The 21,014-nt window shown below is 71.0% G+C and carries 14 protein-coding genes and 1 pseudogene; 8 read left to right on the top strand and 7 right to left on the bottom strand.

Annotation, left to right across the window (positions count from 1 at the left end; genetic code table 11):
• The first annotated feature begins 395 nt into the window (after positions 1 to 395).
• Positions 396 to 1,139, top strand: a complete 744-nt coding sequence (locus ACWEV0_RS21085; protein WP_453150885.1) for a helix-turn-helix domain-containing protein — start codon at positions 396 to 398, stop codon at positions 1,137 to 1,139.
• Positions 1,140 to 1,212: 73 nt separating this feature from the next.
• Here the strand turns inward: ACWEV0_RS21085 and ACWEV0_RS21080 are convergent, their stop codons facing one another.
• Positions 1,213 to 4,557 carry a BTAD domain-containing putative transcriptional regulator gene (locus ACWEV0_RS21080; protein ID WP_453150884.1) on the bottom strand — a complete coding sequence of 1,115 codons (3,345 nt, stop codon included), beginning with the start codon at positions 4,555 to 4,557 and terminating at the stop codon, positions 1,213 to 1,215.
• 416 nt (positions 4,558 to 4,973) lie between these two features.
• Between ACWEV0_RS21080 and ACWEV0_RS21075 the strand changes: the two genes are divergently transcribed.
• The 3 genes from ACWEV0_RS21075 to ACWEV0_RS21065 all read left to right on the top strand — a co-directional run bounded on the left by ACWEV0_RS21075 (position 4,974) and on the right by ACWEV0_RS21065 (position 7,526).
• Positions 4,974 to 5,105, top strand: a complete 132-nt coding sequence (locus ACWEV0_RS21075) for a hypothetical protein (protein ID WP_453150882.1) — start codon at positions 4,974 to 4,976, stop codon at positions 5,103 to 5,105.
• Positions 5,106 to 5,204: 99 nt separating this feature from the next.
• Entirely contained in the window at positions 5,205 to 6,641 is a 1,437-nt protein-coding gene (locus tag ACWEV0_RS21070) for an aKG-HExxH-type peptide beta-hydroxylase (RefSeq protein WP_453150881.1), read from the top strand.
• Between the two features lie 339 nt (positions 6,642 to 6,980).
• Entirely contained in the window at positions 6,981 to 7,526 is a 546-nt protein-coding gene (locus ACWEV0_RS21065; RefSeq protein ID WP_453150880.1) for a hypothetical protein, read from the top strand.
• 527 nt (positions 7,527 to 8,053) lie between these two features.
• Here ACWEV0_RS21065 and ACWEV0_RS21060 read toward each other — a convergent pair.
• Positions 8,054 to 8,938 (bottom strand): helix-turn-helix domain-containing protein, encoded by an 885-nt coding sequence (locus ACWEV0_RS21060; RefSeq protein WP_453150879.1) that lies wholly within the window; start codon positions 8,936 to 8,938, stop codon positions 8,054 to 8,056.
• A gap of 76 nt (positions 8,939 to 9,014) precedes the next feature.
• Here ACWEV0_RS21060 and ACWEV0_RS21055 point away from each other — a divergent pair, with 76 nt between their 5' ends.
• Positions 9,015 to 9,872 carry an alpha/beta fold hydrolase gene (locus ACWEV0_RS21055; protein ID WP_453150878.1) on the top strand — a complete coding sequence of 286 codons (858 nt, stop codon included), beginning with the start codon at positions 9,015 to 9,017 and terminating at the stop codon, positions 9,870 to 9,872.
• Between the two features lie 18 nt (positions 9,873 to 9,890).
• Entirely contained in the window at positions 9,891 to 11,156 is a 1,266-nt protein-coding gene (locus ACWEV0_RS21050) for an FAD-dependent monooxygenase (protein ID WP_453150877.1), read from the top strand.
• 243 nt (positions 11,157 to 11,399) lie between these two features.
• Here the strand turns inward: ACWEV0_RS21050 and ACWEV0_RS21045 are convergent.
• From ACWEV0_RS21045 to ACWEV0_RS21035, 3 genes and pseudogenes are all read right to left on the bottom strand, one after another.
• A pseudogene (locus ACWEV0_RS21045) lies at positions 11,400 to 11,633 on the bottom strand (TetR/AcrR family transcriptional regulator C-terminal domain-containing protein); the annotation flags it as partial.
• Positions 11,634 to 11,923: 290 nt separating this feature from the next.
• Positions 11,924 to 12,802, bottom strand: coding sequence for a hypothetical protein (locus ACWEV0_RS21040; RefSeq protein ID WP_453150875.1), 879 nt, complete (start codon positions 12,800 to 12,802; stop codon positions 11,924 to 11,926).
• A 1,134-nt stretch (positions 12,803 to 13,936) separates the two neighbouring features.
• Positions 13,937 to 14,287 (bottom strand): hypothetical protein, encoded by a 351-nt coding sequence (locus tag ACWEV0_RS21035; protein ID WP_453150873.1) that lies wholly within the window; start codon positions 14,285 to 14,287, stop codon positions 13,937 to 13,939.
• 85 nt (positions 14,288 to 14,372) lie between these two features.
• On the opposite strand from ACWEV0_RS21035, the gene ACWEV0_RS21030 reads away from it, so the two are divergent.
• Positions 14,373 to 14,966, top strand: coding sequence for a TetR/AcrR family transcriptional regulator (locus ACWEV0_RS21030; protein ID WP_453150872.1), 594 nt, complete (start codon positions 14,373 to 14,375; stop codon positions 14,964 to 14,966).
• A 372-nt stretch (positions 14,967 to 15,338) separates the two neighbouring features.
• Here the strand turns inward: ACWEV0_RS21030 and ACWEV0_RS21025 are convergent, their stop codons facing one another.
• Complete coding sequence (locus tag ACWEV0_RS21025) at positions 15,339 to 15,542, bottom strand: hypothetical protein (protein ID WP_453150870.1); 204 nt, start codon at positions 15,540 to 15,542, stop codon at positions 15,339 to 15,341.
• A 274-nt stretch (positions 15,543 to 15,816) separates the two neighbouring features.
• On the opposite strand from ACWEV0_RS21025, the gene ACWEV0_RS21020 reads away from it, so the two are divergent.
• A complete protein-coding gene (locus ACWEV0_RS21020; RefSeq protein ID WP_453150869.1) occupies positions 15,817 to 20,082 on the top strand; it encodes a hypothetical protein in 4,266 nt (1,421 codons plus the stop codon).
• A 511-nt stretch (positions 20,083 to 20,593) separates the two neighbouring features.
• Here ACWEV0_RS21020 and ACWEV0_RS21015 read toward each other — a convergent pair.
• A complete protein-coding gene (locus ACWEV0_RS21015) occupies positions 20,594 to 20,857 on the bottom strand; it encodes a hypothetical protein (RefSeq protein WP_453150868.1) in 264 nt (87 codons plus the stop codon).
• Positions 20,858 to 21,014 lie beyond the last annotated feature (157 nt).

Here is a 21,014-nt window from a genome sequence, read left to right as displayed (position 1 = left end):
CACCGCCGGAGAGCTGGAGGGCGCCGGCGAGGAACGGCCGCTTTCGCAGTGGGGGAATGGGGGAATGGGTGGGCTGGTCAAGCGTGTCGGCTCCCGTCGTTTCAGCGGCGGGGCGATTCGAGTCCTTCCGCGAGACGGTGTCCGATGAAGTCCTGTCCGACGTGTCCGGGGTACGCGGCACCGGAGGCAGGCTCGATGTCCGGGAAGAGGTCCTCGCCGAAGGCGTTGCCCACGAGGAGGTCCGTGTCGATGAGACCTGCGACGGTGGGGCCCGTATCAGGAGTCTGGGCCTGGGATCGGTGCGGCTGACGGCGGGTGACGTCCTGCCAGGAAGCCGGGACAGCCGCCTCGTTCGGGTACCGAACGGTGGCCCCGACGAGTACAGGCTGGCATGGATGACCGACGCGGGCGGCCCGGGCGCCCCGTCCGGCACGGAGGCACCGCCCCGCAGCACTCTCGTGCTCAGTGACCCCGTACGTCCGGCAGCCGTCCGTCCCGCGGAAGCGGAGGAACGGCTGCCGGCTGCCGTCCTCCACATACCCCGCGCCTCACTCGCCCTGCGACCGGATCACGTCGAGCTGCTCCTGGCGCGGCCGATCTCCACGGGCAGCGGCAGCGCTGCCGTCCTCGCCGCCTTTCTCGCCACACTGCTCGAACACGGCGCCGGCTGCCGGCCCGAGGTGCAGAGCCGCATGGGCGCCATCGTCCTCGACCTGGCAACCGCCTGTCTGGCCGAGCAGCTGCGAGTCCTGGAGACGGGCACGGACGAGACCAGGGCGCAGACACTGCTGAGACGCATTCACGGCTTCATCGCCCAGAATCTCGCGGACCCGGACCTCACGCCGCGGACGATCGCCCGCCGGCACCACATATCCCTCCGTACCCTGTACGGCCTCTTCAGCCGGCAACCAGCCAGCGTCGCGACGGTCATCCGCCGCGGCCGCCTCGACCGCTGCCACGCCGACCTCGCCCGCCCGGATCTGCGCCACCTCAGCGTCCAGGTCATCGCCTCACGCTGGGGCTTCACCAATCCGAGCACCTTCAGCCGGGCCTTCCGCGAGGCATACGGGATCAGCCCCACCGAACACCGCGCGACCGCCTCCTCGGAACCCGCACGGCCCGGTCGGTCCGCCGCCTGACGGGGCGGATCCGGCGTGCGCCGCCACTAGGACGCCTCGCCAGGGCCTGGAGGGGAGCGCCGGGCGCAGGAGATCATGCGGACGGCTCCGCCGCGCCGGACTCCTCGTCCTGGTTGTCCGGCGCATGGGAGCGGGCGCGGGACAACACCTCCTGTGCGGCGATCCGGCCGGGTCGGTGGCCGATCTCCGCCAGGATCGACACGGCGTGCTCGGCGTGCTCGGCCGCCTCGACCGGTCGCCCCTCGGCGAGGCGGAGGCGGCCGATGACCGTCAGAGCCTGCCCCTCGAGAATTCCGTAGCCCTCGCGGCGGGCTCGTTCCAGGGCGTGCCGGACGTACGCGTCGGCCTCGGCGAGGTCGCCCCGCAGGAGGCGCGCCTCGGCCCTGCCGATCAGGATCCCCGCCTCTGTGTGCCGGTCGCCGGTCTGTTCGGCGAGGCCCTGCGCCCGTAGGTAGATCTCCTCGGCTTCGGCGAGCTGACCGAGAGCGGTGCGGATGGACGCCACCGTCTGGAGGGCGGCCGCCGCAAGACGGGTCTCCTCGATCTCATCGGCCAGTGCCGCGGCGGCCAGGGCGAGGTCCAGGGCGGTGGAGTGGTCGCCTCTGTCACGGTGCCAGTCGGCCAGCCCCCGGAGAGTTTCCGCCTCACTGCCGCGGTTGCCGAGCTCCCGGTGGACGGCGAGGGCCTCGGTGAGGCATTCGAGTGCCTCCTCGGAGCGCCCCAGGAGCCCGAGGACCTGGCCCAGGTTGCCCTGGGTGACTCCTTCGGCTCCTCTGGAGCCGATGCTTCGGCTCAGTTCGAGCGCCGCGGCGTTGTGTCGTTCGGCCTGCCGCAGGTCCCCGAGCTCTTGGCGGAGCAGGCCCATGTTGCCCTCCATGCTCAGCCGGAGCAGGTTCCACCGCGGGTCCGCCGGCAGGACGTCGGCAGCCGCCTCGTAGCGTTGGACCGCATCGCGCAGCTTCCCCGTGAGGATGCCGACCAGGCCGAGGTTGTTGAGCGCCTGGGCCTTGCCCTCGGCCCAGTGAGCGGATTCCGCTTCCGCCAGCACCGCCTCGTAGTGCTGAGCCGCGCGTTCGTACCGGCCGAGGCTGCGGTGCGCGTCGCCGAGGCTCAGGTGGGCGGTGGCGGAGCCGATCGTGTGGTCTGCCCCCTGCGCCGCCTCGAGCCCCGCCTCCGCTACGGAGACCCAGTCCGGGCCCGTTCTGACCAGCCAGAAGTAGCCGCGCAGGGCGTCGCACAACTCCCAGGAGGCGGCGGGCAGGCCGAGCGCCGCGCCTCGCTGCGCCGCGATGACCAGGTTCGTGTGCTCACGCCTGAACCACTGGCGTGCCGCGGTCTGATCGGGCAGGACCACGGTGCCGACGGTGCCTTCCTCCGCACCTCGAAAGGAGTCCGTGTCCGTGTCGACGGCGCTCTCCGCGTCCGCGCGCCCGGCGGCCTGTCCGGGACCGAACGCGCGCAGCTTCTCCGGATAGAGCAGCCGGGCCCCGGCGTGCACGCCCGCGAGGTAGTGGTCGTAGAGGCGCCGGAGGGCCGCGGCCCGCTCCTCGGGGCGCTCGTCCGCCGCCGCGCAGCTCTCGGCGAACAGCCGCAGCAGGTCGTGGAGGCCGTACACGTCCGAGTCGGTCTGAGCGACGAGGTGGACGGCGACGAGGCGCCTGAGCAGCTGCGACGTCCGTGCGACGGGCAGCCCGAGCAAGGCGGAAGCGCCGGCCGCCGTGATCGTGGGTCCGGGGACGAGGCTGAGGCGGCGGAAGAGCCTGCGCGCGTCGGGTGACAGCGACAGGTAGGACAGCGAGAGGACCGCCTGCAGGCTGCTGGCCTCGTCGTCCGGCACACTGAGCGCGGCGAGTCTCCGGTCCTCGTTGCGCAGCCGGTCGACGTGGCCGGCCACCGGGCGACCCCCGCCGGCTTCCCGTACGTTGACGGCCGACACCCGCAGAGCCAGGGGTACGTACCAGCACAGTCGGGCCAACTCCGCAGTCGCCTCCGGCTCGGCCGCTACGACGGACGCTCCGAGGAGACGTTCCAGCAGCTCCGCGGCCTCCTCCGGAGTCAGGGCGTCCACTCTGAGATGGCGGGCGCTGTCGCGGACCACCAGGCCGGCCAGCACGTCCCGGCTGGTCACCACCACGTGGGACCCCGGGGTTCCCGGAAGCAGAGGGCGTACCTGGTCGGCACTGCGGGCGTTGTCGATGACGACGAGGACGCGCTTCTCGGCCAGCAGGGTGCGATACAGACCCGCGGCACGGTCGGGATCGTCGGGGATCCGGTCCGCCGGGACTCCGAGCGCGTAGAGGAAGCTCGCGAGCGCCTCCACGGATGTGACCGGCCTGGTCGTCGCGTAGCCCCGCAGGTCGATGTAGAGCTGCCCGTCCGGGAACCGCGCTCGGGCACTGTGGCCCCAGTGCACCGCGAGCGCGGTCTTCCCCATGCCACCTTGCCCGTCGATGGCGGTGATGACCATCGGCCCCTGGGTGCCCGAGGCCCCGGCCCATTCGTCCAGGGCGCGCAGATGGGCGCCGCGGCCCGTGAAATGAGCGGTGTCGGGCGGGAGTTGCCTGGGAGGAGGCACCTGCCCCGCGTTCCGGGAGGCGGCGGCACGGGAAGGGTCTGCGGTCGGTGCCGCGAGGGCCGGACTGTCGGCGAGGATCGCGCGCTCCATCTCGCGCAGCGCGGGGCCCGGCTCCAGACCGAGCTCCTTGACGAGGACCCGACGTCCCTCGCGGTAGACGTCCAGCGCGTCGGCGCGCCGGCCGGCCCGGTACAGCGCCAGCATGTACTGCGACCGCAACCGTTCCCTGAGCGGTTCCCGCGCGAGCTCGCGTCCCATCTCACCCAACAGGGCGTTGTGGCGGCCGAGGCGGAGGTCGATGTCCATCAGCTTCTCGAACGCCGAACGCCTCGCCTCTTCGAGACGAGGCGCCTCCACCTCGGCGAGATACCGGGACGCCGTTCCTTCCAGCGCCTTGCCGCGCCAGAGCCCCAGGGCCCGCCTCTGGAGCCGGGAGGCGGCGACGAGGTCGCCGCCCTCCTGTGCGCCTTCGGCTCGTGCCACCAGATCGTCGAAGGCATGGACGTCGAGCCAGTGCGACTCCAGGCGCAGGACGTACCCGCCCGGCTCGGTGAGCAGGGGATCCGATCCGCATGCCAGGAGGACCTTCCTCAGCCGTCGGATGTAGTTGTGGAGCGTCGTTCTCGCGGTCTTGGGCGGGTTCGTTCCCCACAGGCCGTCGATCAGGTCCTCCGTCATGACGACACGGTCGGACCGCAGGAGGAACATGCTCAGCAGCGCCCGGTGCTTCGCCGCCGATATCGGAACCGGCTGACCGTCGTGCAGGACTTCTTCCGGCCCCAAAAGACGGAACTCCACTGTCCTCCCCCTTGGCAGGGCCCGCGCTTCCGTCCGCGCCGGCATCGGTCGCGCGCTGGCGCGATGTGATCATGCAAGGTCAAGGCGGCGCGGTTGCGAGATATTTCCGCGGGTCACGAGCCTCCGGAGCGGCTCCGGAGGTTGCGGGGCGGGAGCCTGGAGGTGCCGGGCGGGTGGCCGGTGGCTGCCCGCGTGGACGAGGACGGTGGTCTGGCGTGCGGCGCGGGCGAGGCGTGGACGCGCGCACGGGAGCGCCTTGCACGGAACGTGGAGCGATCCTGCACGTGCGGAACACACCGGGGCGTCCCGCGAATCTAGGTTCATCAGTGCTGGAGACGACGCCGAGGCACAAGCACCCCGCTCCGTGGCGATGGTGGCCACGCGGCGGGACGGCCGCGGCGGCTGATCCGGCAGACCGTTTGTCCGTGAACACCCTGCCGGGTGTGGAACAAGGAGACGACATGCCGTCCCAGACCGTGGAAATGCCCCAGATGCTGGTGGCTGCCGAGTCGGCGCCGAGCATCACCACCGACGCCCAGTACGAGCGCGCCTGGGTTCCGCCGTACCTCGCGCCGGTCGGTGCGGCGAAGTAAGCCGTATCGCGGCAGGCCGGTCGTCGGACTTCCGGCGGCCGGCCTGCCGTGTCCTCGCCCGTACCGTCCCCACGCCTCACGAGGTGCACGTTGTCGCCGTTGTACACACAGATAGACAGAATCCTGGGAGCGGACCCGCACTTCGGCGCCGCCGACGCGATCGAGGCCAGGAACATCGCGCGCTACCGGCTGGGCCTGACGGTGCTCGCCCGCCGGTTCCCCGACGCGGCCGACCGGTTCGAGCGGCTCGGCAAGGCGGACGACGCCGCGCTGCGCCCCTTCCTCTACGACCCGGTGCTGAGGAACGCCTTCGAGGACGACCTGCTCGCCCTGGAGAACCACCGGCACGACCCGAGCGAGTTCGCGCCGTACCTCGCCGAGGTCGATCTCGACGCCGAGGACGGGCTGGGGCCGTGCGAACGCCTCATGACCCCGCGCCGACGCCCCTGGGCGAGTCGTGCCGTCGGCTGGGTGTGGACGGAGGTCGAGCAGGGTTCGGCCGGACTCCCGCTCGCCCGGCGGCTGGAGGAGCTCAAGGACGGGACCTTCGCCGGCATGCGCGATGCTCGCCGGATCAGCCCTGACGAGGAGCTGCTCGCGGGGCTCTCCCGGGGCGCCGACCTCCTGGCCGAACTACTGCCGTACGCCGGGGCGGGAGTCTTCCCGCACATCTCGTTGGTGGGTCTTGCCCGGGCCGAGAGCGACGACGGTGAGCTGTACTCGCTCTCCGGCGGCGATCCGCTGCCCTCGGCTCTGTTCATCGCTCCGGAGCACCTGCGCGATCCGTGGATGACCGCGGAGATCCTGTTGCACGAGGGACTGCATCTCAAGCAGTTCGACGTCCTGCGCACCGGCTCGCTCGTCGCCGACCCGGGCCACGAGATCCAGATTCCCTGGCGGCTGACCCCGTGGTCGCTGACCCGGGTCCTGGCCGCCCTGCACGTGTACGCGCACATGGTGCTGTTCTTCGCGGCGGCGGGCGAGGCCCCTGCCGAACTCCGCGAGCGCTTCGGTGAGCCGCCGGTCACCGAGGACGTCGGTGTGCCCACCCCGGGCAGCCGGGCCGCGGTGGAGGGCGGGTACACCACGAGCGCCGAACGGGCCGCCTACCTCGGGCAGCAGGCACTTGAGGTACACGGCGGGGCACTGACACCGGCCGGACGGCGCTTCGTCGAATGGCTGATGGACGCCGCCGCCGCCCTGGCGCCCTCCGTACGGGCGAACGCCGCCCGCGAGCCCGTCCCGAGCTCCGCTCCGCACGTGCCGCAGCCGGATCCGCGCGGCTATCGCAAGATCGAGCCGGTCGCCGTCTGCCCCCTGCCCGAGCAGGGCCAGCTGCTGGCCTTCGCCCCTGACACCGCGAAGTTCCACTGGCTCAACCAGCGCGCCTGGCTGATCTACGCCCTCTGCGACGGCCGCGAACTCGCCGCGATCCAGGAGCAGTACGCCCAGCACGCGGGCTCCGACCCCGCCGGACTGGCATCCGGCCTCGCGGCCCTGGTCGCGGCCGGCCTCGTCGAACCCGCCGCCGGCTGAACCGGGCGTACGACGTCCCTCGCCCTGTCGTCCCACCAACGCACGCGCGCCACTCGCGGGCGCGGGCGCGGACGCGGACGCGGGCGCCGGGAACCGTTTTTCCCGCAGGCCGGCACGGGGCGGGTCGGGCCCCGCGTCTGCTGTCCCGTCGCGCCTGCACGACCCGACTGCACAGGTCATGGGGCTGGGTCCGGGGTCCGGGGGATGCGCCACTCCCACCAGAACTCGTCGTCTTCGACTCGGTCAAGCCACGGGATCGTTGATCAAGGAGCCGGGACGACCCCGGCCGCCTCCGTCCATCCGCTTCGGCCACGCACACCACACACCACACACGGGGAAATGACCATGCCCAAGCACGCCACACGCATACTCGCCGCACTTTCGATGACGGCTGCCGCCCTCGGCACCGGAGCCACTCAGGCCAGCGCGCAGTCCTCGCCCACGGGCCACATCTGCTACCAGGCGCACGTGCAGAACATCGGTTGGATGGACTGGAAGTGCGACGGTGAATGGGCCGGCACCCGAGAGCAGGCGCTGAATCTCGAAGCGGTCCGCATCCACGTCAACGATGTGAGCAACTACTTCAAGGTCTGCGCCAAGGCCCACCGGTCCAATTACGGCTGGGACGACCACTACGAGTGCGCCAGCAATGGCCACGAGATCCAGATCGGCACCACCGGAACCACCGGGTACTACAACCCGATGGAAGCCATGCGGGTCTACTTCGACACGACGACGGACAAGCCGGACGGCAATGCCTACGTCAGGAACATCGGCTGGCTGCCCGGACCCAGCTACTTCGTGAACAACTGGCTGGTCATGGAGATCGGCACCACGGGTCGTGGCCTGCCGATGGAGACGTTCTGGATCAAGGAGGTTTCGTGATCCGAGTCAGCAGGACGGCGCCGACCTCGTTGTCATCGGCCACCAGCGCCGGCAGTCGAGCCAGCGTCGCCGGAGCCGAGGCCTTCTGATCTCGTCGCTGCGCACTGAGGTCGTCTCTCGTGAACATTCCAAGGTTCGAGGATCGTCAACTGCCGCCCCCGTAGATCAGCGCTGCTGCTGAACGTGAACAAGACCAGCCGGGTGTGCCGCGGTCGGAGTCCGGCGCACTGCCGAACTGGCGTTCTCGGCGCGGATCTCGATGTTCCGGCGTCGTCGCCCTGGGCGGCCACCGCACACGACAGCGCCACCGGCACCTCCCTGTTCGACCCGGCCGCCGAGTGGTGCGGGATGCGACACGAATCAGGAGCTTCCCGTTCCGGGAATGAGGGCTGATCGAGCCGGTGACCACCGCTCGCCGGCCGGCACGTCTCCCGGCCACTCGACCGCAAGCGGTCCGCTTGCCCGCCGAGCGCCGCCGGATTTGCCCAACGCAGGTGCCCGCGGCGACGTTCGCAGCGATAGCTGTCTCATCTCCGGTCGGCGACCGGGACGGAGCTTCGTGGAGGGCTGAGGAATGCGGTTGCTTCACGCCTGGGCCATGCGATGTCGTCAACGGCGAGAAACGGCTCGTCAGCAACGGTCGCAGGGGTCGCCCCGGTGAACGCCATGACGTCCCGATGCAGGTGTGACTGGTCGGCGTAGCCGGTTTCGGCCGCAACCTGGGCCGCGTTCTCGCCCGCGACCAGGCGGTGGGCGGCATGGTCGAAGCGGACCAGTTTCACGGCGCGCTTGGGCGGCAGGCCGAGCTGCGACCGGAACCGGGACCACAGCCGCTTACGGCTCCATCCGACCTCGGCGGCGAGTGCGTCGACCCGGGCCAGGCCACGGCTGCTGACGATCCGGTGCCAGGCCCAGGCCACCTCAGGGTCCACCGCCGGCTCCGCCTCATGCCTGCGGGCGAGCAGCGCGTCCGTCAACGCGAAGCGATCCTGCCACGACGAGAGATCGCCGAGTTGCTCGCGGATCCAGGACGCCTCCCGGCCCCACAGGTCACCCAAGGGCACGACGGCGCCGTCGATGTCGGCGGGGGAGGCGCCCAGAACCGCGCGTGCGATCACGGGGGACAGGCGTACCTGCACGCACTCGACGTTCTCTCCTCGCGCCCGAACCGCGCCGCCCGACCCGAGACCGGGCCCCGCGACGAGACTTCCCTGCTGTTGCCTGGAGGCACAGTCAAGGACGGGCGAACCGGCGCCGAACTCGAGGAGCAGGGTCACGGCCGGGTGCGGGACCATCCGGAGCCCGTCCAGGTCACGGACACGGAACCCGGCCATGGTGAGACCGGCCACCCGGCTGGGCCGCTGAGGGCATGCGACGTCCCAAACAGCCGTACCGTGCATGAATGTCGGCATCTTGCCATGCTACGTGAGGGTGCGAGGGGAACATTTGTCCAATCCACCAGTGGGTACCGGCGGCGACAGTGGGCTCATGACTGTTTCTGACGGCGGACCGCACGTGAACGGCGGCACCGAAGCGACCGAGAGTTCGACCCTGTCGCTGGACGACGGTGACCTCCGCGTGTGCCAGGACGGCCCCCGTGACGCCCCCGCACTTCTGCTCATCCACGGATCCGCGTCCTCGGCCCGTGCGTGGAACCGGATGGTTCCGCTGCTGACCGGATCTCACCGCGTCATCCGGATCGACCTGCTCGGGCACGGCCGGTCGGCCAAACCAGCCGACCGAAGCTACGCGATCCCGGACCAGGCGAGCCGGGTCGGCGTGGCACTGGACCGGCTCGGCGTCGAGCACGCCGTGGTCGTCGGTCACTCCAGCGGCGGCGTGGTCGCCACCGCCCTCGCCGAACAGCGGCCCGACCTGGTGACCGCGCTCGCGCTCATCAACACCGGCCCCAGCCTGGACGCCTTCATCACATCGGAGTCCGACGCAACCGGACCCGCGCAGTGGCCGCCGACCGACAAGCAGCTCCGGCGGTTCGCAAGCACGGGTTTCAGCCGCGCGGGCTTCCAGATCCCCGAAGAGCTCCTCGACGACGTCCGCGGGATGACGTTCCACACGTTCACCGCGACGATGCGGGCCACCCGCTCCTACCTGGAGCAGCGGACGCTGCCGGACCGGCTGACCGCACTGGGCAAGCCACTACTGGTGATCTTCGGCGAGGACGACCGCAGATGGCGATCCTCATCCGCCTCCGACTACAGCGCCGTTCCCGGCGCGAAGGTCGAGTTGCTGCCCGGACTCGGGCACTCGCCCCTGCTCGAGGATCCACCGCGGACCGCCACCCGTTTGCTGGCCTTCACCACGATCCACGCCGTACGGGTGAACTGAACGAAAAGGAGGGGCGCCATGCGGATTCTTGTTTCCGGCGCCAGCATCTCCGGTCCGGTGCTGGCCTACTGGCTCACCAGACACGGCTTCGGCGTCACCGTCGTTGAGCGCGCGCCGACTCTGCGCAAGACCGGCGGCCACGCGGTCGACCTGTTCCGGCCCGCGATGAACATCTCGGAGAAGATGGGCGTGCTCCCACGAATCGAGGAGCGGGCCACCGGCACCAACCGGATGACTGTCCACCGGGAGAAGGCACGGCGTCCCGTCCAGGTAGACCTCTCCAAGATCTTCAATGCCACCTCCGACCGGCACGTCGAGATCATGCGCGACGACCTGAGCGAGATCTACTATGACGCCGCGCGCGACGACGTCGAGTACATCTTCGGCGACTCGATCACCGCGATCTCGCCCGACGGCGAGGTGCGGTTCGAGAAAGCCGCGCCGCGCCGCTTCGACCTCGTCGTCGGCGCGGACGGGCTGCACTCCAATGTGCGCCGCCTCGCCTTCGGCGACGAGTCCCGCTTCAGCGTCTTCACCGGGGCTTACCTCGGAGTGCTGAGCCTACCCAACCTCTCGGGGCTCGACGGCGAGCTCCTCATCCATGTCGGCGTCGGCCGCACTGCCGGCATCTACGGCGCGCGGCACCTCAGCGACGCACGGGCGCTGTTCCTGTTCCGTAGCGAGCGCGAGCTCGACTACCACCACCACGACGTGCCCCGGCAAAAAGAGCTGCTGCGCGGTGCGTTCGACGGCATGCACCCTGACGTGGACCGCCGGCTGGACGAACTCGACCGCACCCCGGCGTTCTACTTCGACTCCATCACCCAGCTCCGCATGGACACCTGGTCGCGGGGAAGGGTGACGCTCGTCGGCGACGCGGGCTACTGCCCCGGACCGGCCGTCGGCGGCAGCACCAGCTTGGCCGTCGTCGGAGCGTACGTTCTCGCCGGAGAACTGGCAGAGACGGGTGGCGACCATGAGCGCGCCTTCCCCGCCTACGAGCGCGCGATGGCGGAGCACGTGCGCGGCAGCCGCATGGCCGCGCTGAGCGCGGCGAAGACGCTGATTCCCATGTCCCACCTCGGCGTGTGGGGACTGGCCCAAGGCGCCCGCCTGATCTCTGCCCTGCCCGCAGGCGCCAGCCGCGCCCTCCTCCGCCTGACGACTAAGAGCGCACGCCTCTACAACTCCATGGCCGTCGACGACTACCCGCCGTCACTCACCGCATCGCGAGGCCGGGTCGGCCTCGCGGGCGACTTCGGAGGCAGGTCCGGGGCGGAGTGAGGGGGGATGCTCGTCGCCGGCTGCCCGACCGACAGCTCCAAGATGTCCGTACCGAATAGGGCCCACCACACAGGCCGGTCGCAGCACAAAGAGACAGGGCCCGGCGGATCCTTCCGCCGGGCCCTGCCGTCCGTCGTCCCGCAGCGATCGGGCTCGCGCGCCTGGGGTCGCCGCGGCCTGGCGGCGTCGCTCTCACGGTCGCGGCTAACTGATCGTTTCAGGATGACACCGGCGCTTGCTCCATCAGGCGGATTGTGTGTCCGGGCGGTAGGCGGCGAGGAAGACCCGTACTGCTTCGTCGGCACAGTGGTCTGGTTCGGCGCGGGTGAAGTGTTCGCCGGAGCCGCAGAACATTCCCTTGTTGACCGGGATTGAGGTGATGAGCCACGTGAGGTGGTTGGCCGCGAGTACTGGGTCGTCCAGAGTCAGCAGCTTGCGGTCGGCGAGCCGTCCGAAGCTCTCGGCGAGCAGGGCGTGGACGCGCTCAGGGCCGCGTTCGTAGTACGTGCGCCCGAGTTCGGGGAACCGGTCAGCTCTCGGTGAACAGCCGCTGCTTGTCGGTGAAGTTCTTGTAGACGGTCTGCCTCGAACAGCGCGGGCCGGGCACCCCGCCGCCGTACCAACCCACGGTTCCCCTGCCTGGCCTACGGCTTCCGCACGCCAGCTCCAAGTGAGCTGCGAGTAGGACAGCGCCGGGTTGAAGGGCTCCATGCAACAAGGCTCGGAGTAGCGGTTGAGCCCCTCCCCAGTCCACGGTCGTTGGTGGCTCACGCCTTCGCACGGTGCAGATCGCGGAGGATGCGGGCCAGGTCGGCCGGCGCTGCCGCGAGGCGCACCGGGGTGCCAGCGTCGTCGAGCTCTGCGACGTGCCAGTGCCTGGGGATGCTTTCGCCGTCGCTGCCCCGGACTCGGCGTACGGTGCGAACGGTGAGCCGTGCCAGGGGAACGGGTTTTGCCGCGAACCGGCCGGGGCCGGGATGGGGTGTCACCGCGGGAGGGCCGTCGCCGAGGACGATGTGGGTGCCGAAGCCGTTCGGGTTGTAGTCGGTGTCGTCCAGGAAACGGGCGGTCAGGAACACCTCGGCTGTTTCACCAGCCTCGTCTGCCGCACCTGCGTTCCGGTAGTCCTCAGGCGTGCGGACCCGGGTGGCGCGCCAGGCCCAGGCAAGGAGGCTCGCGGTGATCAGTGACCCGATGGCCACCCCTGTGATCGCTGTCGGGGAGGTGAAAAGGTCCGTGGGGTGCAGGTAGCAGAGCGGCAGCAACCACAGGGCGGTCCCGGTGAGCGCCCCCGCGAACGGAGCGGCGGACGGCAGAACCTCGTCGTCGGGCAGCCTGCGGCAGCGCAGTCGCATCAGTGCCAGGGCCCCGGGGTAGCCCGCGAGGACGGCGAGCGCTGCCGCTGCGACCGCGGCGGACCCGGGGGTCGAGACGTGCCGGTTCCAGACGTGGCCGGCCCCACGCACCGTCATCACCTCGCCGCGCCACGAGGTCAGCTCGACCTTGTCACCGGACCGGAACTCCTCGGCGGCCTCCATCGAGACGTCCGTCCGCTCCAGCGGCCTGTCGTCGGTGAAGTACATCCAGCTGGATTGTTTGGGCCGGCCGACGACGGTCCGTGCGATCACAGCCTGCGCTGTTGCCAAGCACTCGCTGCCCTCTGTCGGGTGCAGCGGGCCGGTGCACGGGACGGCCGCCCTCCATGCCCGTTCCTCCGCGGCCGAGGCCGGCACCGCCCACCACGCCACCGCGGCCGCGATGGAGAGGAGCAGTGCACACATGCTCACCGGGCCGATCCAGCCGCGCTGGACAGCACGGTGGGACACCGCTGACCCGCGGTTTCGAGCTTGAGCCATGGACGGAAGTCTGCCCGCCGTCGCATGGCGTTTACTTGTGGTGGGTACGGCAATCTCCGCGCCACGTGACTGCCGACCACGTACTACTGGGTGCGGCCCCGACCAGGTGTTACAGCCCCAGGGCGTCCTCGGCATCGCTCAGCCGCGGACTTCCTCGACGAGGCGCACGAGCCAGGCAAGGCCGCACGGCAGTGGCCGCGGAAGGCGAGCGAGTTCATCACCAACGCCGCTGAAACGCGTCGCGGCACGTGGCCGTCAGCGCGAGTGCTGGGGAAGACGTACTGCGGGTCTCGCGTGATCGTGAACTCCATGTCCAGCGGCCCCAGCCGCCACCCGCGTCGGTCTGTGCCTCGATCTTGAGGACGAAGTGCCGGCCGTCTGATCTCGGCTGCGCGGTCCTCGTCGTAGACGAAGTACTTGCGGAACATCACCCGGCACAAGGCGAGGAGGACGACCACCAGAATGGGGCAGAAGCCTCAGACCTTTCCCCCTCGGGCCGGTGCTCCGTACTTCTTCTTACCCCAGCAAGAACAGCACCCAGCGGCGCGAGCCACAAGCGGCGCCAGCGGCATCAGGTCCTCCCCGGGTTTCGACGCGACTCCCCCGACCCCCTGCCCGGACGTGACGAAGCCGTCCGCCGGCGTGACACTCACGCCGACGGAGGGCTTCGCAACGACCTCGCCTTGCCGGCCACCGAGGCGGCCCGGAGATCACGGCCCACCCTCCACCCCCGGCGTATCGCCCCGCCGCGTAGTCGACACGACTGACGGGCGCCCCATCGGCTCGGCCCTGCTCAACGATGCCGGAACGCGGCCGCGTGCACGGCGGCCATGTCGGCGGCCTCCCCGCGGCGCAGGTCCACGGCCGACCGGATCCCGGCTGCGGCCGGTCCAGTTGGCGATGGCCACCGGGAGTCCTCCGCGCTCAGGCCGAACCGGCGCGGCTGCGCAGCTCCTCGACGCGGCGCAGCGCGGCCTGCCGCTCACCCTGGAACCGGCCGACGCGGGCCTGGGTGAGGGCGGTCCAGTGGTCGACCGACTCCCGGGCTCGGTCGAGCGCTTCGGCAAGCCGGCCCTGGGCGGCCAGTTCGTCCCGGTCGCGGTCGGCCTCCTCGGCATGTCGCAGCAGCGCCTGAGTGGGGTCCTCGGTGGAGGTCGGGGTGGCCTCCGCGCGTGCGGCCTGGCGGCGGCGGCGCGCGGCGCCGGCGTATCCGGCCAGGGCGATCAGCCCACCGGTGAGGGCGGCGGAGACAAGCTTCATCAACAGATCATCCATGGTCGCAGTATGGTCCGGCGGTCCATCATTGTGGAGATTATTTCTAGAAAAAGATTTCAGTTCTTCATGTGCCTATACTCCCTCCATGGCAAAGCAGTCCCGTGGCGAGGCCACCGTCGAACGCCTCCTGACCGCGGCACTGGAGGTGTTCGCCACGTCGGGGCAGGCCGGGTTCACCGTCAACGCGGTGACGAAGGCGAGCGGGGTCAGCCTGGGCAGCCTGTACCACCACTTCGGCAGCTTCGACGGCCTGGCGGCGGCGCTGTACGGGCACTGCCTGGGACAGACGTACACGGCGGCGCTCGCCACCGTCGACCGGGCCCGGACCGCCCGTACCGGCATCCGGGCGTTCGTGACGACGTACCTGCGCTTCATCCAGGAGAACCCGGCCGTGGCCCGCTACCTGCACGGCTCGGCGTACTCCAGCTATCTGGCCGTCGACGCCGACCGGGCCCGCGGCGTCGAACCGGACCACTTCCCCCGGGTCGCCGACCACCTGCGGCGCTGGGTCGACTCGGGCGACATCGCACCCCTCCCCGGCCCGCTCTTGGAGGTCCTGGTCGTCGGCCCGGTCGCGGTGGCCGCCCACCGCTGGCTCGCCACTCCGGAGGACATCGACCTCGACCAGGCGGCCCGGATTCTGTCGGACCGCATCTGGGCGTCCGTCCGGGCCGAGTAGGCCGCTTCATAGGCCATCGCGTCAGGGGACGCGTCAGCGGCCGGCGGCCTCCAGCCGGACGAAGGGAATCTGCCCGCCCGCGGCGCGGAAAGCAGGAGCGGAGCCGTCGACCGCGAAACCCGCGAACGGCACAGCGCCCGTGCGGCGCGTAGGTGTCGGCGGACGTGGTCGACCATGAGCGGGCCGCCCTCCTCATGGACAGGGAGCGTGCGGTCACCGCCAGCCGCCCCAGGCCCGGCACCAACACTCGGACCGCACTGCTTCACCGGCTCGCGTGGTGTCGAACTGCCGCTGCTGGTTCACCGGGCTCTGAGTAATGGCATCCGCCGGCGGATTCGAAGGAACTGCCGGCGGATGCGACTGACGATGTGGCTAGTGAGTGCGGCGGCGGGTCAGCCGGGCCGTGAGCCGCGTCCCGTACACCTGGGCGGTGGTGCGGACCCAGAGGCGGACGGCTTCGCTGCGGGCCAGGTCGCCGCCGACCTGAGCCAGGAACTGCACCTCGGGGCTCGGGTGCCACGAGAGGAGGTCGACGGTGCGAAGAGCATGGTCGATGAAGGACTGGACATGGCGCATGGTGTGGTGACCTCACCGTTTCTCGAGTCGGTGAAGTGCGGGCCCGCACCCCGGGAGCCGGCGTGCGCAGCCAATGTCGCCCGGGGCACCACGGCCCCCGAACTCCCGCGGACCAGCTCGCCCCTGCGATGTGAACGCGCAGGTCGGAGCCCGTTCACGCATAACTCCCGCGAGGTCTCGTTCACACCGGGGGCAACTGGCCGAACCCCAGCGTGTGGCCCTGCCTCGTCCCCTACGCTGAGTCGCCTGTCGATCCGTCAGTGGGGAGTGGCCGATGGCGGCCGAGGAACGTGTCGCGGTGGAAGCCCGCAAGTACCTGCACCGTGCGCTGTGCATGCTGTACGACCTCGCGGACCGGGAGGCGACCGGACGACCCCTGCCGCACGCCGAGGAGAGGCGTGAGCGGCCGGACTCCGCGCTCTGGCGGCGGGTCCATGCGCAGATCGCCGGCCAGATGGCGCGGGACCGGCGGGCCGGGGTGAGTGCGGCGCCGGACCGGTTCTCCACGTTCCACTGGCAGACCTTCCGGCAACTGAGGAAGGACCTGCTGCAGGGCGGTCCCGTCACCGAGGACCGGCAGCGCGTCGTCGAGGCGCTGGCGCGCCTCGGTGAACCGGACCACGTGCTGCCCGCCGCCATCCGCCGCCCCCTGGAGACGATCGCGAAGGCACTGTGGCTGGTCGGAGCCCGGAAGGCAGGAGACGGGGGCAGCAGTCACCTGAAGTTCGTCGACCACGTCAGCGAACGGGCCCGTCAGGACATGCTGCTCCTGGAGCACGGCTCCCGGGACGCCGCGCCGGTCTCGCTGCGCGATGTGTACGTGCCGCGCGGGACCGAGGAACGCCTGGCCCGCGTCCTCCAGCAGCAGGTCCTGTCCGGCAGCCCCGGCCAGCCGGTCCAGGTGGTCCTGGGCGAGGCAGGTACCGGCAAGTCGAGTCTGCTGTGGTACGTGGCCGAACTCGTCGACGGCCGCCGGGCGGCGGCCCCTCTCCCCGAGACGCGAACCCAGCCCCCGTCGGACGAGCTCCGCGCGGGCATCGAGATCCGGCCGCTCCTGCTACGGGCCGAGCAGCTACTCACCCCGGGCGAGGGCCGACAACTGCTGGAATCCTTCGAACTCAGCGTGAAACCCGGACGCGTTGCGCTCCTCGACACGGCGGACCTGCTCCTGCACGCCCGCGAGGGCCGCGACACGCTGCGCCGGATGGTCGACGTGTGCCAGGAGCGGGGCGTACCCCTCGCCGTGACCTGCCGTACCCGTGACGGCTCCGCCCTCCAGGACCTCCTGGACCGAACGCCGTCCGACGTCGTCTTCCACGTCGGCGACTTCCAGGGCAGCGAGGAACTGGGACGCGCCCTGTCCACGTACAGCCGGCACTACCTGCCCGCCAGCAGTCCGACCGCACGGGCGGAGGCCGTGGCGGCGCTGCTGGAGGCCGCCGTCCGCGGTCTGCCCATCCGCGAGGTGGTCGCCCGGCCGCTGACCCTGCGCATGCTCTTCGAGGTGTACGCACCCCAGTCGCCGACGCCCGAGATCGACGCCGCGGGCCTGTACGAACGCTACTGGCAGCGGCGAGTACGCGAGGACGCCCGCCACGGAGCCGCCGACCACGCCGCACCGACCTCTGCGGACCTGTCCTGGCCGGCGCAGTCGCTCGCCCGCCTCATGCTGCACGACGGAGCCGTGGCCCTCCCCGTCGAAGACGCAGTCGACCGCATGCCCGGGGCGAACCCCCGGGCCGGCGAGGGCGATCCGCTGGAGCACCTCGTCCAACTCGACCGGCGCAGCGTGGTCGCCGGGACGTCCGGCCGCCGCTCCAGCGTCCACTTCTTCCACCAGACGCTCTTCGAGTACGCCGCGGGCCGCTGCCTTGTACGGCTCGCCGTCGAGCAGAAACAGTCGTACTACAAGGCCCTGGGCCGGCACCTGGCCGACCATCCCGACGATTACCTGCGGGCCGTCGTCGCCGAACAGGCCCTCGTCCAGGGCATGCGCGCGAAGGGCCGTGCCCGGGACGACGCGGCGGACCTGCTGTCCGAACTCCTCGAAAGCGACGACGCCGACCTCCAGGTGATCGCCGTACGGTCGTGCGCCCTGCTCCCGGACGACCTGTACAGCGACATCCGCGAGGTGTTCCACCACTACCTGCGGGAAACGGCCTCACCGGCCATGCAGCGCGAAGTACTGGGTCTGCTGCCGACCCGCGGGCATTCCGACCCCGCACGAGTGGTCGAAGACCTCGCCGTCGTCCTCGGCCGCGGCTCCCGCATGGAGTCGCGCGTCCTGGAGCTGCTGTGCCGCTTCGGACGCATCGACCGCCGCACCTCGGACACCGTCCGGAGACTGCTGCTGCGCAAGCTGTGCGAGGACCGCGTTCGGTGCGTCGAATGCGAGCCGGGCCCGGAGGCCGCCGCACCGGTCGGCTGCGGCGGCGAGCGCTGCCTGTGGTCGTGGCTGGTCAACCTGAGCCCGAACAGCGCGGGCAGCCACGGCAACCAGGCGGTCCGGCTGATCGACGCCATGGCGGACCACCAGAGCGAGTGGGCGGCCGCGCGTATGCGGGAGCTGCTCGCACTGGCCGAACTCCACCGTTCGCGGCTGCAGGCCCTCCAGTGCGTGGCCGTCATCCATCGGCGGGCCGGGGACCCGGAATGGGACGCTCTCTTCCCGGTCGCGGCCCGGATCGCGCAGCGGCTCGGGACCGACGCCGCCCTCACCGCCCTTCCCGTCGAGGGCGGCGACGAGCCGGAGGGCGTCGGCGGCGCGTGGGGAGCCCGTACGCCTGCGGAGGAGTGGACACAGGCCCAGGCAGCTCTGGACACCTACTGGTATGCCGCCTCCAGCTCCACGCCCGGCAGGTCGCCGAGGGAGGTGATCCGCGCCCTGGCCGAGGAAGGCAGGACCCCGTTCGACGTGCCGAAGTCACGGCTGAGGGCCGTGCTCGAACAGGTCGGCACGCAGCTTCGGGAGGCCACCGAAGGCGTACCAGAGCTCCTGGAGGAGACCGTCGCCATGTGCCAAGGCCGGGACACGGTCGACGACATCGCGGCCTTCCTGCTGCCCTCGCTGCTGCGAGAGCCCGCCGACGATCCCGGCACCCGGGCCGCCGCTGCGTGGTGCGCCGACCGGCTCGACATCTTCGACCCCCGCATCCACCAGGGATCCCGCACCCCGTCCCCGGCCCAGCGGTTCGCCGTCACCGGCCTGGCCAAACTGCCGCCTGCGCGGCTGGCCGCCATCGTCCGCTGGCCATCGGGCGGCCGCCCGTGGGGAAACGACCGGACCGACGACACGTTCCTGGCACTCGACGGTGCCGCCCGGCTCCTCGTCCCCTTGGCGGCCGCCGGCCACGCGAAGGCGGTCCTCGCGCTGGAACGCTGGCGGACCCTCGAGGGGCTCCGCCACGAGCAACTCGTCCGCGGACGCAACGCATGGCCCACGTTTCGCGGCGAACAGCCTTACCACGGATCCCGCGCACGGGACAAGATGAGCGGGCTGGTCCAGACGGCCCTCGCCGACCACGCGCCCCAGGCCCACCGGCTGGTGCTCGAAGCACTGCGCCGCCGGGTCCCTACGGCCGACATCCCGTGGCTGGCCGCGCTGGCCAAGCGGACGGTGGAACAACCCGGTCCTGCCGCCGGCCCGGCCCGCGCCCTGTTCGACCGGTTCGGGCCCGAACTCGCCGGATGGTGTGCCGACCTGTGGGACACCGGTCCCTGCCCGGACGGCAACGTCAAGCTGGCGGCGCTGCGCCTGTGGGGCGATCTCGTACGCCTGGGAGCCGCGGACCGGCCGTCCCTCGCCGCACAGGCCGAGCTGGCCCTGAAGGTACGCAACCGTCAGTGGACCGCCGCGTGCCACGTCCTTCGGCACTGGAACGGCCACCACGCCTCGGCGGTTGCGGCCGTCGGCGGCGAACCGGGATGGGAGGACCTGGACACGGCCCTGGCCTCGGCCGGCGCCGGTGACGGCCCGGCCGCGGAGATCGCTCTTCTGCGGTCGTTCCTCCGATGCCGTTTCGCGCCCCTGTCCGCCGAGGACGCCGTTGCCGCCGCGGTCGACGCCGTCGCCGAACAGGTCCGGCTCTCCTCCGACACCGCGGCGATCCACGACTCGGGGGCCGGTTTCCTCGCCGAACGCCTGTGCGCGGTCCACCCCGGCCGGGCCGTCGATGTCACTCTGGAGGTCGCGCGCCGGACGGCCGGATCGGGCCTCACCGACCCGCACCACGTCACGCGCCTGGGGTGGAAGTGGCAGAAGCCGCTGACCCGAATGGCCTTGACCGCGGACCGCGCCGACTGGCTGCGGCTGATCGCCGGCCTGGCCGACGGCCCCCAGTCGATGCTGCAGAAGGCGCTCGACACGGCGGCCGCCCGACGCCGAGACGAGGACGTACGAGCCGACGCCGCCCGCGAACTCACGGCGAGCCCGTACCGGGAAGCGGCCATGGCAGGACTCCGCGACGCCGCGGTCCGGCACCGCAGGACCCCGTTGGAGGAACGACTGTGGCCTGCCGTGCTGCAACCGACCAAGGCCTGACTTCACGCGCCGGTAGGAGAGGTCTCGTTGCCCGGGCGGCAATGGAACCTCAGGTCCCGTCGAGTTAGCAGGTGCATACCAACACACCAAGAAGCCGCGCTGCCCGTGGAACGGTAGAACCCGGAGCCCAGGAGAGTCACTCAACGCCATCACCTCGTCGCGCCAAGTGAGAGATTCGATTACAGGCATCAACACTGGCCACGTGTGCGGAGGGGGCGGTCGACCAGTGATCCCGGCTGCTCGCCGCGAGTATGCGCAGTCGGGGAACAAGGCCCTCAGCTGCCTGAGCTCTGGTGGAGGAATCGATGCGCTTTGTAAGTCGGGCGACGCCTCACCTGGGCCGCGACGGTGGAGAGGCAGCGGCTGCTCCTCAGTGAGTATCTGCTGACATCACGGACCTGCGGCACGCGACCGTCCATACGGATCGCCAGGACCTGCGCGGCAAGACACTCGCCTTCGACGTACTCACCCTCTTTCACCGTCATTACGGCGAAGCCACGGTCGAGTAACCTCACCTCCCGACAAGCCCTGGAGCTGCCCCGGCCACCGGCCGGGGGAACCCGGCTCCCGCGTCGCGCGCACGGCCGCCCTCGAGCCCGTAGGCGACGAGGAGCTCGCCCGCGTCGCGCATCTTGTAGCCGGTGTTCAGGCAGTCGACGACGTTGCCGCCGAGCCGGTCGACGGCCGCGGCGACGAGCCCGTCGTACTTGCCCCGCTCGTCGCGCAGCCACGGACCGAGCCTCGGACGGGTCATCGGGGCGGTGGCGCCGGACACTGCCAGTCATCCGCCCAGTCGATGATGTGGCCGCCCACGGCCGCCGCGGCGGCCAGCGCGTCTTCACGCTGCCGCTCCGGCGACGTCGTCGCGCCTTGACCCGCGACAGTCGGCGTACTCCGAACAGGCACTTTCCGCAGCAGTCGTGGGGCCGCAC

Source organism: Streptomyces sp. NPDC003943 (assembly GCF_053605265.1).
Note: the sequence above shows the minus strand (reverse complement) of the source record. Positions and strands in the feature narration are given on the sequence as shown.